Source organism: Ureibacillus chungkukjangi, from assembly GCF_044795995.1.
GTDB lineage: Bacteria > Bacillota > Bacilli > Bacillales_A > Planococcaceae > Ureibacillus > Ureibacillus chungkukjangi.
Genome location: NZ_CP085009.1, coordinates 623457 through 637741, shown reverse-complemented (window position 1 = coordinate 637741; position 14285 = coordinate 623457). Strand labels below are relative to the sequence as shown.

Here is a 14285-nt window from a genome sequence, read left to right as displayed (position 1 = left end):
AAAGCGCTTATCCTTATGAATAAACGCCCTGTATTACACTATCTTATTCGATAACTTCAAAATAGATTTCTGCTTTTAGTGAGTAACGCGGTTCTTCGTCGACGATGTGGAAATCTGTAACTCCTTCTATTTTATATTTACCTGGCGGGAAGCTCATGGAGGCCATTTTTTCATATTCCTCCTCTGAATAGGGATTTCCACCATTCCCTTCAAAATAAGAACCTCCAGAGAATTGATATTGCTCTTCTATTGGTTCATTTGGTTTCATGGCTGTCACGATATAAGGTTGAATCATAACTCCCTCGAATTCATAGCCTTTGGTAACGTTTGTTGTGTTAAGGAAAATCCATGATCCAGCATGCCCAATCTCAATGTCTTCTTCTCCTGTATATGTTAAGCTCGCAGTAATCTTCAATTCTTCCCCAACTTTATACTGAGATTTTTCGCTTTTTAGCTCGAGCTTGAAATTGTCCTGAATCTCTACAGTTTGGCTATTTTCATCGACATTACTTGCACTATTTGAAGCATCTTCACTATTTCCTGCCCCACATGCAGTAAGGAGCAATGACATTAATAACAATATGAAATATCTCATTAAATCCCTCCTATTCCTGTTATTCCATTAGACCTTATTAGTTATGAAAAGTTACAAAAAATGCAAAAAAAGCGCCGAATTCTATCAATTAGAATTGGCACTTCATAAACGTTTAGCGTGACTCTTTTGGCGGTTGGCAAACGTCACATTTTCGTTGATTATTATTTTTAAATTTCGTAAAAGTTTTTTCGAAATTTGTCCCACAAGAACATTTAAAAAGTAATTTTTGAGAGAAGCCGTGATATTCTGTCGTTAGTAGCTTACTTTCAGAGTTTTTCTCAACGAATTCTTTTATCTTCCCGATAGTCCAGCGTTTATTCATACTTACACCTCTATTTTTTCTTTCATAAGTTCTTCATTATACCATGAGCTTTTGTTTAAAGGTTCTTTTCTTTATGGATTAATTTTATTTCGTACATATTAGCACAGCTATTGCAATTAATTCCTCTAAATTTGTATCCTTCATGCAAAAATACATTGCTTTATCATAAAATTTCCCTATTTGCCAAGCGATAATTAATGCTATGATGGCTGGGATAGGAAATTTATGGGGTGGTTCACCAAATTGATGGATTACAACGGTTCTTATAAACAAAATTAAAAAACCGACAGAGAGTAAACTAATAATCCTCCCCCTGTAACCGAGCGTATTATTAGTTCTCAATTTCATAGTTTTCACAACCTTAGATTGATAATCTATGCTAAATTTTCCCCATAAACCGAACATAAAATTATAATAACCAACCAGAAGAGATTAAAACATGAAAACCATGGATTTTCACAATTTGAAAAAATTTGCAAACTATCGAATGCTAATTTAATCGTTAGAAGGTGTCATTAATGCCAGATTGGTCATATCATCCATTAAAAGAAGTTTTATTAGATAAAGTTAGTGCAAGGGTAGGCCGCGAGTTTATTCATCAATCGATGAGTACTGTTGCTAAAGTTCCTGGTGGCCGAAGCTTTATTGGATTTTTGGGACATATGAATCCTCCTCACCAACTTCAGAAAGACATTTTCCAAACGCGATTTTCTACTTCGGTTGGGTTAAGTGGTGTAATTGACCCGAAATTATCAGGATTACGAGCTTTTCAAGAGCTCGGTTTTGGATTCGTTGAAATTGGTCCAATTGTTATAAATGAACCTCACGAGCAAAAAGAGCCATTACGTGAAAATAGACAAATCCTTTTTGCTAATCAGCCAGAGAAGGTACCACTTAAACTTGTAATACAAAAACTTACGCTACTAAATATTCGAATCCCAGTATTGGCAAAGATAGATGCACAGGTTAATAGTCAAGAACTGATAAGCGTAGTCCAGCATTTAACGCCATTTGTTGCGGGCTTCATTGGCACAAGTGAGCAACTTCATTTCATAGATCAAGATTTAGCTCGCCCTTTTTATGTCTCCTTTACAGCTGAGGAGTTTAATGAAAATATACTAGATGAGCTCGTGGTGCGGTCTTGTTTTGCTGGCGTAGTCCTCACTGCCCCTCGGCAAATTGCAGATAATTATTGGCTTGAGACTGCTAATGCAAACGAAAGCCTTGTAAAAATAGTAAAACAGGCTAAGGAAGTCAATCCTGAATTGAATATCATCACTTCAGGGGGAGTAGAGACACCAAATGAAGCCTACCGTTTAGTCGAGGCGGGCTCTGATTTGGTCATGCTTACGAGTGGCTATGTGAGGGCAGGTCCCGGCTTACCTAAAAGAATTAATGAACGGATTTTGTTTGAAGAGCGACCTCTTCAAAAACCTAGATGGGCTTGGTCGCTCCTATTTGGGCTCTCCATTTTAATGGGTGGATTAATCGCTCTCTATTTTGCATTAACGAGCATTATCCTTCCCTACGATGAATCATTCATCGGGTTAACTAAGGAAGAAATCTTACTAGTCAATCCACGCATTTTAGCATTTATGTCCCATGATCGAATGGCGTTAGCTGGAACGATGATTTCTGCAGGCATTTTATATATCCAGCTTGCACGGCACGGCATTAAGCTCGGTATGCATTGGGCAAAAATCACGTTTCATAGTGCAGCGATTATAGGTTTTCTTGGCATCCTTTTGTTCATCGGCTACGGTTATTTTGATTGGCTACATGGTCTTTTTTGGCTAATATTATTGCCAATCTATTTCTTTAGCTTTAAGGAAGGAAAAAGAGTTACTGGCTCTCCCTTCTCAAGTCACGGAGAAAATAATACAGCCTGGAGGATTGGCCTTTACGGTCAGCTATTGTTTATCATTCTTGGATTTTCGATACTAGTCGGTGGGATAGTGATTTCTACAATTGGTGTATCGGCCGTTTTTGTATCAACTGACATCAGCTTCCTATGCATGTCCCCTGAAATGTTAGACAATATTAGCAGCAAGCTAATCCCTGTGATTGCTCATGACCGCGCTGGATTTGGAAGTGCCCTAGTCAGTGTTGGGCTTCTTGTTTTAATGCTTTCTTTGTGGGGCTTTCGCCAGGGTGAAAGTTGGGTTTGGAATACGTTAGCAATTGGGGCATTACCGGCTTTTGCTGCCGGAATCGGAACGCATTTCTATATTGGCTACACAAACTTTTTGCATTTGCTACCTGTCTACTTTTTAGTTGTTTTGTATTTGGTTGGATTGGGTTTATCTTATGGTTTCTTAAAGAGTAAAAATGAGTTTAATTAAATAAATAAAACGCACAAATGCTGTTGCTCAACATTTGTGCGTTTTTTGATTGTTAATTGTGCAAGTGCAATAAATATAACTAAGGTTTCTCTTAGTAATGTAGTTATTTTGCTTGTGAAAATCGTATCTGTATCAATATGGCTTTCTAACGCGTTTCATAGAGGTTATGAACATCGTTTCAATATCGATTCCCCGCTCCAACGCGTTTCATCAATTTCATCCATCCCATCTTACAAACCCAACCGATTAGAAATCAAAGTTATCTGGATCTGGGCCGACGCGGTGGTTTTGGTTTAAGCCATCGATTTGTTTCATATCTTCGTTTGTTAGCTCAAAATCAAATACATCTGCATTTTCAATAATACGGTGTTCTTTTGTTGATTTTGGAATTGTGACTACACCGTTTTGCAGATCCCAGCGAAGGATGATTTGGGCTACGGATTTATTATGCTTACCCGCAATTTCTTGAAGTGTCTCGTTATCAAGTAATTGCCCTTGCATTAATGGCGACCATGCTTCAAGCTGAATTCCATTCTCCTTACAGAATGCTTGGACTTCTTTTTGAGTCAGTCTTGGATGGTACTCTACTTGGTTGATCATCGGTTTTATCTCAGCATCCTTCATTAAATCCTCAAGATGGTGAATTTGGAAGTTACTTACGCCAATCGCTTTAATGCGACTTTCTTTATAAAGTGTTTCTAATGCTCTCCAAGCATCCTTGTATTTCCCCTCCACCGGCCAGTGAATTAAATACAAATCTAAATACTCTAAATCCAGCTTCGCTAAGCTTGTTTCGAAGGCTGCTAAAGTTGATTCGTAGCCTAAGTCAGCGTTCCATACTTTTGATGTTACAAATAGTTCTTCTCTTGAAATTCCAGCTTCCTGTAAGCCTTCTTTAATACCTTTTCCTACCCCTTCTTCATTTCCATAAATCGCTGCTGTATCAATACTTCTGTAGCCATTTTTAATAGCTGCCTTTACAGCGTTTACTAGCTCAGGACCTTCTTCTACTTTAAAAACCCCTAAACCAAACCAAGGCATTTTTACACCGTTATGCAAAGTTGTTGTAGCTTGTAAATTTTTCATTATTTTATTCCTCCATTTTTTCTAGTTATTTTGTGATTGATCTTTACGCTCCATCGCTCTACTGAACCAAGTTAGTACTACTGCCGCTAACACCATTAGTGCACCTATCCACGATGTATGAATAAGCCCAATAGAGTCTGTGACAATCCCACCTATAAATGATCCAATTGCTATGCCTGCATTGAATGCTGCAATATTAATAGCCGATGCTACATCGACTGCACTTGGTACAAAGCGTTCCGCAAGCATTACGACATAAACCTGTAGACCTGGTACATTCATAAAAGCAAAGAGACCCATGAAGAGTATTGTAATTAAACCAACTATTTTATACGGTGCAGTAAACAGCAAAACAAATAGAATCACGGCTTGTACTATAAACATATAGAACAATGCATTGATAGGATTTCGGTTAGATAACTTTCCACCAATCGTATTACCTATTGCAATGGCAATTCCATAAACCAATAAAATCACTGCAACTGTTTCTGCTTTATAGCCTGATATATCCTGAAGTAACGGTGATAGATAAGTAAATACTACAAACGTTCCCCCGTAGCCTAATGCTGTAATGATGAACACTAGAAGTAAGCGTCCATTTGTTATGAGCTTGAACTGATCTCGAAAAGTTGTTTTGTTCCCTTTACGTAATGTAGTTGGAATTAGGAAGCTTGTTGCAATTAACGCAACGATACCTATCGCGACAATTATTAGAAATGCCGCTCTCCAACCGACCTGTTGTCCAATATATGTTCCAAACGGTACCCCTGTAACTGTTGCAACAGTAAGCCCCGTAAACATAATAGAAATCGCACTAGCTCTTCGATTTTCTGGTACCAAATCAGCTGCAATTGTTGACCCGATTGACATAAAAATACCATGAGACAATGCTGAGATGATGCGAGCGATTAGTAATATCTGAATCGAGTTAGCAAAAGCTGCCAAACTATTTCCTACTATGAAAATAATCATAATCCATAGCAAGAGTGTCTTCCTTGGTATTCTAGATGTTAAAGAGGTTAAAACAGGCGCCCCTAAAGTAACCCCTAATGCATATAAAGAAACCGTTAACCCTGCAGTTGTTACCGGTATACTTAAATCCTCAGCTATCAGTGGCAGTAACCCCACACTGATAAATTCGGTTGTACCTATAGCAAAGGCACTTACTGCTAAAGCGAGTAACGCCAATGTACTTTGCTTTTTATTTAAAGCCATTTCTCTCTCCTCCTCTAGATGGCAAATCAACTAAAACTACTTATGAACTTAAAGAAAGCCTAGTAAAAATAAACCGGCAAATGTTATTATGAGATATACGAAACAAAAATAGAAGTACGCACTTTTAAGTGATATAAGCACTAAAAAGTAATATAGGCACTTTAAAGTACCTATAGAATGGAGTAGTTGAATATGCAGAAAAAGAAATACAATATATCAGTCGAAGCTACTTTGGAGGTTATCGGAGGTAAGTGGAAATGTGTTATCCTTTGTCATCTTACTCACGGAAAGAAACGCACAAGCGAACTAAAACGCCTGATGCCAAGCATTACACAAAAAATGCTTACACAACAGCTTCGTGAGCTTGAAGAGGATGGCGTTATTAACCGCATCGTGTATAACCAAGTACCTCCAAAGGTAGAGTACGAGCTTAGTGAATATGGCAAAAGCTTAGAAGGAATTTTAAATGCTCTATGTAATTGGGGAGATACTCACATTACGCGAGTTTATGGGGACAAATCAGAGGTTTTAGAGGAAAGTATTTTAAATAATTAGTTGCCCTACTAGTTAGGACTTTTTCAGCCATAAATGTAGACCGTCTCTATTTTAATAGCGACGGTCTTGCTTTTTTAGGTTATCTTACTGTTTTAACTTACTTTTAAAGGGAATATCCAAATTATACATACAGCTTGAAGTTGCCTTTGCTTTTTAATATATGGTACGTTTTATTTTCAAATATGAATTTGTTAACCAAAGGAATGAGACTATGAGAAAATTTCATTATATCTTTGCAGTTTTTACCTTTGTTGTGTTTTGTATTTTATGGATGACTTTTGAGACCCCTGCTATCCTTTCCTTTGACAAGAAAGCAGCCGATTTAATGTATGGGATTGATTTTATTACATGGTTTCATAATCTAGGTGAAACGAATGTTATATTTGGTGTTTCACTGGTTGTTCTTATTATTATCTGGTTTCGTCTTCGTGATTATAAATTAATGTTTTTTACCTTTTTAACAATTGGTGTTGGTTTTGGGCTGTATCAATTTTTAAAACGAGTGGTTGAAAGACCCCGTCCTGAGATTGTCGATCAATATACTACCTTTAGCTTCCCATCTGGCCATGCCACTCATGGAATATTGTTTTTATTAACACTCGCCTTTGTTTTTAGCCGATTGGTTAAATCAAAAAAAGCTTCACAAATTGGCTGGATTTTAGCCATTATAATTTTTATGTTAATTGGCCTGTCCCGAGTAACAGAAGCACGTCATTATGCATCTGATGTATTAGCTGGATGGTCTCTTGGTTATACTTGGTTTACCATATGCTCTTGGTGGTATCGGACTAGCAATCGCATTCATTTACAAAAGACAAACTCAAATGAATAGCTACTATATGTTTATGTAAAGACAGGTGAAAAATAATGAGCTTAACAAACAAAGAATTAGCGGACCTTTATATGAAATACAAGAAGGAAAAAAAATTATATAAACAGAAAAAGAGAAACTCTCTATATGATTTAAATCATTATTTTGAATGTAAAAAAGCCTTATCCCTTATTAAAGTCGAAATGCTTCGACGTGGTTTAAAGAAAAAGCATGCCAAGAGGCTCAGCAGCTTTTAGCATGAAAACTTCCTACTACACTTGAATGGTGTAGTATTTTTTTATTTAATTTTATGAATAATTTGCCTCCACTTTTGACAAATTACAATGTGGGAGGTGGGAATTATGGCAAATACAATTGGAGTAGAACAATCATTATCAAATGTGGAAGCAGCTTTAAAGGCAAAAGGCTATCAGGTCGTTCAACTACGTAGTGAAGCAGATGCAAAAAACTGTGACGTTTGTGTTATTACTGGTCAAGACGATAATGTAATGGGCATTAGCGACACTACTGTTAAAGGACCTGTTATTGATGCTACTGGTCTTTCTGCTGATGAGGTTTTAGATCGCGTCGAAAAACTATTCCATTAAATTATGAAAAAGGTGCTATTCTTTCGTCTTTCGGACTTTTGAATAGCACCTTTTGTTATTAGTGATAATACTTTGAATAAAGATCACCCAGCGTCATTTTCCCTACGCTAAACTCTGGCTTGTTATTGTCGCTTAAGAAGGTTGAAATACTTTCCAATCTGCCTGCTTCATTTTTAGGGAAATCGATTAGCGTTACGCCGCTCGCAAGTAATTGGATTTTGAGCTCAGGAAATGCTTTTGCCAGCTTATCTTTTAACTGCTCAGTTCCCTCTTTTACTCGAATCACCATATTTCCATTAACCCCTAAATCTTGGTAGATATCCTCGATTAAATCCAGGCTCCCATTTTTTACAAAGAAAATTCGATCTGCGTATTTCTCTAAATTTTCTAGTAGGTGGGACGCAATAATTATGGTTTTTCCCTCTGCTTTTTTCTTTACGAGAACTTGTGAAATAATCTCCACCTGTGTAGGATCTAGTCCATTCATCACTTCATCCATTAGCATAATTTGCGTATCTGAAACAATTTGCATAGCAAAGCAAAGTCTTTGACGCATCCCCAATGAGTAGGTGCCCGTTTTCTTATTTACATAGGACTCCATTCCAAGTGCTTTAATAGTACTATCAATCAATTCAGGATTACTATTCCACATAGAACAATAAATTTTAAGATGCTGCCTTCCTGAAAGATGGTTATATAAGTCACTTTGATCTGGCATCATCGAAACAAGCTGGTGAATTTTCACTTCATTCTTTTTCGAAGTGTATTCTAACCCATTATTAAAAATGACTTTCCCACTGTTTGGTCGAAGATAGTTCATGATGACATTCATCAATGTCGATTTCCCTGTGCCATTTGGTGCGACTAAACCGATGATTTCCCCAGGCTGGAAGGTGATTGAAATCTCTTTTAAAATATCTCTACCTGAAAAATTCACACCTATATTTTTTAGTTCAATCATTTAATTTCCTCCTGTTCATCAAAGTAGCTTATACCTTCTATGATTACTAATTATAAAAGTAATGAGTAAGCAAATAACTATACATAGCGCCATAACGAGAAGACCGTTTTTTAATGTTAGTGCTACAGAATTATTGAGATACTCACGATAGCCTGAAATAATTTGTCCTACTTGAACATAGCTAGACGGATACCAATGTATATCCTTTACATATCCAAGTCCTCTAACATAATAGTAATATTCCGCAAACACAACGACACAGCCAACTACTAAATTAGCAAACTCATTTTTTAGAATGACACTTACTAGCAGTAGCATTGAAATCAACAATAAAAACCAAAATAAGATTAATAAAGCATTTTGGAATAGATACTCACCCATCGTGATAGCGGTAAAGTCCTTTGTCTCATAGCTAAAAATCGGAACGGGTAAATTTAAACCTCCAAGCCCATTTTTTATCGCTATAATCACAAAGCCTACTGCCAGCGGAATAACCGTTAGGATACTTCCAATTAAAGCTACTACTCCTTTAACTAGTAGGCTTCTCCAAACAGATATCGGGAAGCCCTTTACCAAGCTTGGATTTTTTTTATCCTTTAACACGATATCTGCTGTAAAGAGAATACAGCTAATCAGTAGAATTAATGGCAAATAGGAATGCAGCAGTCTTTGTAACGTTTGCAGGGCTGTTCGCTCCTCAAAAACATTAATGGATAGATTAGAATCCCCCTTAGCATAGCCATTAAAACGGCTTGCAGAGTACATGTAAGCATAGTGCCCATCCTCTGTTGCATAAAGATTTCCTGCTGTATAGTAACGAGAATTATAATAAAGTAAGTCCTTCCCATTTCTAAAAATCATATTGTCCGAATATACATACCACTTATAAGTTGCCTCTGTATACTTTTTCATATCACCTGCAGCTAATGCGTCTAATCTCTGTTTATCATATTCGTTCCATTCAGGGTAAATCGCAGCAGCAAATCTTGTTAAAGGGTACGTATTTTCATCCAGTACAACATTATTCAGAAAATCCTCTCTTGTTAGGTACCTTGCTTCGATTTCCTCTCTATCAACCTTCTCAATTGGGTCATAGGATGGAGCGATTTTTAATGCATAGAAGCAGGCGAAAAACAGCAGGATGACATAGATCGCAATATTTTTCTTATTGAACATAAATTGAATAAATTCAAACTTAAAATAGGCTCGCATTGTTCTCCTCCTATACCTTTTTTAGTTTTCCAGTAGTAAAGAATAGCTTTACTGCAGCCAACATTAGAATAATACTTATCCCAATGTAGATGAGTCCATGGACGAGCTCTAACCCAATCGGCTTTGCTAAATCAAGACTTTGACCATTTAATAGATTCGTAAAGTTCATATAGTTGAATGGATTAAATGGAACAAGACTTACTAGTACTGGAAACAAAGAAGGAGCAATAAACAGCAGCAGCTGCACAAATAATGTTAAGTACATATTTTTTAATAGTACATTTAAAATAACAGACAAAAGAATGGTAAAAATCGCTATAAAAATCATATAAATTAAAGCAATTCCTATGTATTCAAGGGTTGTGATTACTTTATAGCTACCATCAAATATCGCAATCGGATAATTGGCGTCCCCTACTCCATAAAAGTAAATGAAGGGTAAACTACAAATAAAGATTTCTGCTATAAAAATAAAGATAATCAGCATTGCAGAAGTCGATTTTGCTAGGACGTATTTATCAAAGGAAACCGGATAGCCTTTTATTAATGAGATATGACGAAACTCTTCAATGAGAATTCCACTTGAAAAGATGCTGATGAAGATAAACCAAAAAGAACCTAGCATCATAAATACACTTAAGAGAAATGGGAAAAAGGATAAGGAATCCTGGGATACAACAATCCCCGCTTTGTCCATGAATTGGTAAAGGATGGCATCTAGATGATTCTCTGTTTTGGTAGGTAGATTCGTAGCAACCTTTTCATAGCCCTCTAATTCAAAGGCATTTGCCCTTAACTCAGCTAGCTTGAGGCCAGTATCCAAATATAACTGAGGCCGGTCTATTTTAAGAGCCATACTTTGATTCACAACATATTGTTTTTGCTGGAGCAGGTTATAATATAATTCGTTCCCTGTACCATCATCCATAGCATCTGGCGGCTGGAACTTAGTCAGAGCAGCTGCTACTGATTGATATTCACTCCCCTTTTCATCAATCAGCTTTTGAGAATTTTCAAGCTTCTCATAGGAAAACAGGCCAAAAACGAAGAGTGCAACTACAAGAAAAGCAATAATGTTTTTCTTATTTGACTTTTCAATGATTAAATCATTCTTTAAAAGCTTCCACATAACGACCTCCATATTAGGTTTTCTTTCTAACAAAATTCTTTTTTCCAAAGAAATGGAATCCTTCATCAGTATATCAAATTTTCCGAATATTATATAGATATTAAATATTAAGATAATAATAGAGAAAAGACTTTTAACCATGAAATTTTGGCAGCTTATTTGGATTTGCATCTGGCATCTGACCAGCTATCTTACAGGTTCGATGCTCAAATCGAGTAGGAGGGAGTGATTAACTCCCGACCTCTCACACCACCGTACGTACGGTTCCGTATACGGCGGTTCAATTAAGATGAATAACGCAAAGTTTCGTAACGAACTTGCAGACTTTTCAGCCCTTGGCTTTCCCAATAGGAATTGCCGAGGGTTCTGTGTAATATGGGGCTATTAGAAATGCGCCAGTACCCTTTCCGGGTGTTTCCCCACTCGTATGCTTTTCCAAAAGGAACTTTCAATCGAGTAAGATTTCTGACTCTTGTTCGAGGTTTCTTCCAATTCTTCCATAGACACATCCTTAATCTTCTTTTAATCCAGCTATCTAGTGATTTGAATGTGGAACTTGTATCTGCTAATGCAAAATAACCACACCACCCCATTAGATACTGGTTTAACTTCTCGATTCTGTATTCCATGGAATATGGCATCTTTCTTGAGGTAATCTCTCGTATTTTCATCTTCATTCGGACTAGACTTGTTTTCGCAAGACGAACTTTTGGTTCTTTGTGATTCGTGAAACTAAAACCTAAGAACTTTCGGTTCCAAGGACGATCTACTGCTGATTTCTTTTGGTTTACTTTTAAACGAAGTTTTCCCTCAATAAATCTTTGTACACTCGCCATTACTCTTAACCCCGCACGTTCCGTTTTCACATAAATATTGCAATCATCTGCGTATCGAACGAATTTATGTCCACGTTCCTCCAACTCTTTATCAAGTTCATCTAGAACTACGTTTGAAAGTAGAGGACTTAAAGGTCCACCTTGTGGTGTTCCTTCTTCTGTACTTGAAACCACTCCATTTATCATGACACCGGCTTGGAGGTATTTACGAATAAGTTTTAATAAAGGTTTATCTGAAATTCGTTTCGTTAATGTTGCCATTAGTCGGTCATGATTAACCTTATCGAAGAATTTCTCTAAATCCATGTCAATTACCCATCGATAACCTTCCTTTAAATAACCCTTTGCTTTCCGAACGGCGTCATGGGCGCTCCGATTTGGACGGAATCCATAACTGTGGTCCGAAAATGTTTCGTCATATTCCTTCGATAAAATCTGCGAGATAGCTTGTTGAATCAAACGGTCTGTCACGGTTGGGATACCTAGTAAACGCACACCACCATCTGGTTTCGGGATTTCGACTCGACGTACTGGTTGCGGTTCATAGGTTCCATTCAAAATCTGCGATTTAATGGTTTCCCAATTTTCGAGCATGTGCTGTCGTAAGGTTTGTACGGGCATCATGTCTACTCCATGGCTTCCTTTATTCGCTTCAACTCGCTTTAGCGCTTGTATCATATTTTGCCGTTCAAGAATTTGATTCAACATCACCATTTCGTTCCTTTCCGTGATTAGCTTATCTTCTTATGCCCATCTGAACTCCACCCTCCGCAAATACCCTCGTGGGATTCACCACTACTTTCTAAGCGTGAGGTTTCTCTGTTTTCTGTGCTCATTCATTCTAGATGGAAAGCCAAGGGCTAATCTCTCTTAATTGTTCAGTCCTTCCGACTGGTTCTAGACCCAATCGTACTATGACCTCTGCTGACTTCTGATGATTCAGCTACTTGTCACCAAGTAGGTTATGAAGGGTACTTCATGTTTCCATCAGACCTCCCCGGGTAAGCACATGCACTTTCACACCATCTATCCGCCTCATTTACTAGGTATGACCTTCGACAGAAAGGACTTTGTTTTGTCTTGCAAACTCATCCAGTCGTAACTAGCCTTGTATGAGATTCGTGTTCCTCGGACCGGTGTTTTGCCTCCAGCTTCCTTCAGATTCCGCGTCGCCACGGACACCCTTGCTCTTGGCTAACCTCTACTTCTGTCTTCGGGGTTCGGGACTTACACCCTATAGTTCATGCGCATGCCGGGCGCACAAGCACAAAAAACCAAGTCGACCTGACTCGGTTTTTGCGTTTGAATATCTAGTTAAAAAAGCTTCTTCCCTAAAATAATTAGATCTCTTTTTATTCCATCTAAAGAGGCTACCTCTGGGAGATTCGCCCATTGTTCAAAGCCAAACTTTTCAAATAAGCGCAGGCTTGGCTGGTTGTGGCCAAAGATGAAGCCTAATAAAGTATCCACTTTACAGCTTGGTGCAGCTTCAATCACTTTGGCTAAGACTGTTTTCCCAAGACCGTGCCCTCTAAAGCTCTCATCTAAATAAATACTTACCTCTGCTGTTGCTTGATAGGCAACTCTACCATAAAAATCCTGGAGGCTCACCCACCCACAGATTTCTCCCGCTGCTGTTTCTACTACCCAAAGTGGTCTTTTCGATGGGTTATGCTCATGGTACCATTTTAATCGGTCTTCCACTGTTACTGGTTCAGTGTCTGCCGTAACCATTCTGCCAGGAATCGTTGAATTATAAATCTCTACAATTCTCGGTAAATCTTCTAGTGTCGCATCGCGAAATGTAATTTCTAGTCCCATCAAAACACCTCATATTTAAATTTTATATTTATGTTAATTCTATTTACATCGGAATACAATAAAATCTTTACGCACAAAAAATAAAAGTGCTCCTACCTAGTAGAAACACTTATCTTTTCATTCTCTTAAAAATCCCCAAATATACAAGGATAAATCCGATTACTTCCAGTAAGACGAAGCTATAGATCATCACAGTAAATCCGATAAATCCGTCCCCTTCATCCATCCCAAATGAAATTCCCGCAATCCATGAGACTAATGGTGCTATGGCCACAATTGTTGTAATTCCCCAAACTAAAAGCTTTTTTTTCCTTGGGTTGTTCCTGCTCATATAAACTGCCAATACAATGGCGAGTAATAAGATTATGATAGCTATTGGCAAATTATTTTCTCTCCTACTATTAATACTATTGAAAATTTTTATTATATTAATTATAACAAAAACTTTCTTCCTCATGTAATAAACTCTATACCTGGAACCTAAAAATAGGAAGGCCTCAAAAGTTAAACTAAACCTTTGAGACTTTCCCCTTATCATTTATATTAAATAATAATTTACTGTACATATGTGCTTTGATGAGAGTTCATTTGTTGGAAGTAATTTAGGACAACATCTAATTCTTGACTACATTTTACGGTATCTGGATGAGTTAAACCTTTAGATAATCCAATATCAATCATACGATTCTTAAGTGTTACAATTTCATCCTCCAAATTTAATAAAGAAGTAGCTACTTTACCCATATATATATTCCCTCCAACTTAATATATTTTTTTCATCCCTCAGCATTC

Annotated in this window: 15 protein-coding genes; 4 read left to right on the top strand and 11 right to left on the bottom strand. The window is 37.3% G+C overall.

The annotated features are described in order from the left end of the window. Positions 1 to 43: 43 nt before the first annotated feature. Positions 44 to 595, bottom strand: coding sequence for a hypothetical protein (locus LG296_RS03280; RefSeq protein ID WP_251400254.1), 552 nt, complete (start codon positions 593 to 595; stop codon positions 44 to 46). A gap of 112 nt (positions 596 to 707) precedes the next feature. Next, the gene (locus tag LG296_RS03275; RefSeq protein WP_251400253.1) at positions 708 to 917 is read right to left on the bottom strand and encodes a hypothetical protein; all 210 of its coding nucleotides are present in this window, start codon (positions 915 to 917) and stop codon (positions 708 to 710) included. A 518-nt stretch (positions 918 to 1435) separates the two neighbouring features. Here LG296_RS03275 and LG296_RS03270 point away from each other — a divergent pair. Continuing rightward, the gene (locus tag LG296_RS03270; RefSeq protein WP_404427448.1) at positions 1436 to 3259 is read left to right on the top strand and encodes a dihydroorotate dehydrogenase; all 1824 of its coding nucleotides are present in this window, start codon (positions 1436 to 1438) and stop codon (positions 3257 to 3259) included. Between the two features lie 246 nt (positions 3260 to 3505). On the opposite strand, the gene LG296_RS03265 is transcribed toward LG296_RS03270, so the two are convergent. Together LG296_RS03265 and LG296_RS03260 are read right to left on the bottom strand one after the other, a co-directional pair. After that, positions 3506 to 4345, bottom strand: coding sequence for an aldo/keto reductase (locus LG296_RS03265; RefSeq protein ID WP_404427447.1), 840 nt, complete (start codon positions 4343 to 4345; stop codon positions 3506 to 3508). Positions 4346 to 4366: 21 nt separating this feature from the next. Then, positions 4367 to 5560, bottom strand: coding sequence for an MFS transporter (locus LG296_RS03260; protein ID WP_404427446.1), 1194 nt, complete (start codon positions 5558 to 5560; stop codon positions 4367 to 4369). 192 nt (positions 5561 to 5752) lie between these two features. On the opposite strand from LG296_RS03260, the gene LG296_RS03255 reads away from it, so the two are divergent. The 3 genes from LG296_RS03255 to LG296_RS03245 all read left to right on the top strand — a co-directional run bounded on the left by LG296_RS03255 (position 5753) and on the right by LG296_RS03245 (position 7534). Further along, positions 5753 to 6115, top strand: coding sequence for a helix-turn-helix domain-containing protein (locus LG296_RS03255; RefSeq protein WP_251400248.1), 363 nt, complete (start codon positions 5753 to 5755; stop codon positions 6113 to 6115). A 211-nt stretch (positions 6116 to 6326) separates the two neighbouring features. Further along, positions 6327 to 6947 carry a phosphatase PAP2 family protein gene (locus LG296_RS03250; RefSeq protein ID WP_404427445.1) on the top strand — a complete coding sequence of 207 codons (621 nt, stop codon included), beginning with the start codon at positions 6327 to 6329 and terminating at the stop codon, positions 6945 to 6947. Positions 6948 to 7288: 341 nt separating this feature from the next. Next, positions 7289 to 7534, top strand: coding sequence for a YkuS family protein (locus tag LG296_RS03245; RefSeq protein WP_404427444.1), 246 nt, complete (start codon positions 7289 to 7291; stop codon positions 7532 to 7534). Between the two features lie 58 nt (positions 7535 to 7592). On the opposite strand, the gene LG296_RS03240 is transcribed toward LG296_RS03245, so the two are convergent. The 7 genes from LG296_RS03240 to LG296_RS03210 all read right to left on the bottom strand — a co-directional run bounded on the left by LG296_RS03240 (position 7593) and on the right by LG296_RS03210 (position 14237). Further along, positions 7593 to 8495, bottom strand: a complete 903-nt coding sequence (locus LG296_RS03240) for an ABC transporter ATP-binding protein (protein ID WP_404427443.1) — start codon at positions 8493 to 8495, stop codon at positions 7593 to 7595. 18 nt (positions 8496 to 8513) lie between these two features. Further along, entirely contained in the window at positions 8514 to 9707 is a 1194-nt protein-coding gene (locus LG296_RS03235) for an ABC transporter permease (protein ID WP_404427442.1), read from the bottom strand. A 10-nt stretch (positions 9708 to 9717) separates the two neighbouring features. Further along, on the bottom strand, positions 9718 to 10836 hold the full coding sequence (locus tag LG296_RS03230; RefSeq protein ID WP_404427441.1) for an ABC transporter: 1119 nt from the start codon (positions 10834 to 10836) through the stop codon (positions 9718 to 9720). Between the two features lie 284 nt (positions 10837 to 11120). Continuing rightward, positions 11121 to 12383, bottom strand: coding sequence for a group II intron reverse transcriptase/maturase (gene ltrA / locus LG296_RS03225; RefSeq protein ID WP_107937924.1), 1263 nt, complete (start codon positions 12381 to 12383; stop codon positions 11121 to 11123). 603 nt (positions 12384 to 12986) lie between these two features. Next, positions 12987 to 13493, bottom strand: coding sequence for a GNAT family N-acetyltransferase (locus LG296_RS03220; RefSeq protein ID WP_404427440.1), 507 nt, complete (start codon positions 13491 to 13493; stop codon positions 12987 to 12989). Positions 13494 to 13602: 109 nt separating this feature from the next. Beyond that, on the bottom strand, positions 13603 to 13950 hold the full coding sequence (locus tag LG296_RS03215; protein ID WP_404427439.1) for a hypothetical protein: 348 nt from the start codon (positions 13948 to 13950) through the stop codon (positions 13603 to 13605). A 98-nt stretch (positions 13951 to 14048) separates the two neighbouring features. Next, a complete protein-coding gene (locus LG296_RS03210) occupies positions 14049 to 14237 on the bottom strand; it encodes an aspartyl-phosphate phosphatase Spo0E family protein (protein ID WP_251399886.1) in 189 nt (62 codons plus the stop codon). Between the last annotated feature and the right edge of the window lie 48 nt (positions 14238 to 14285).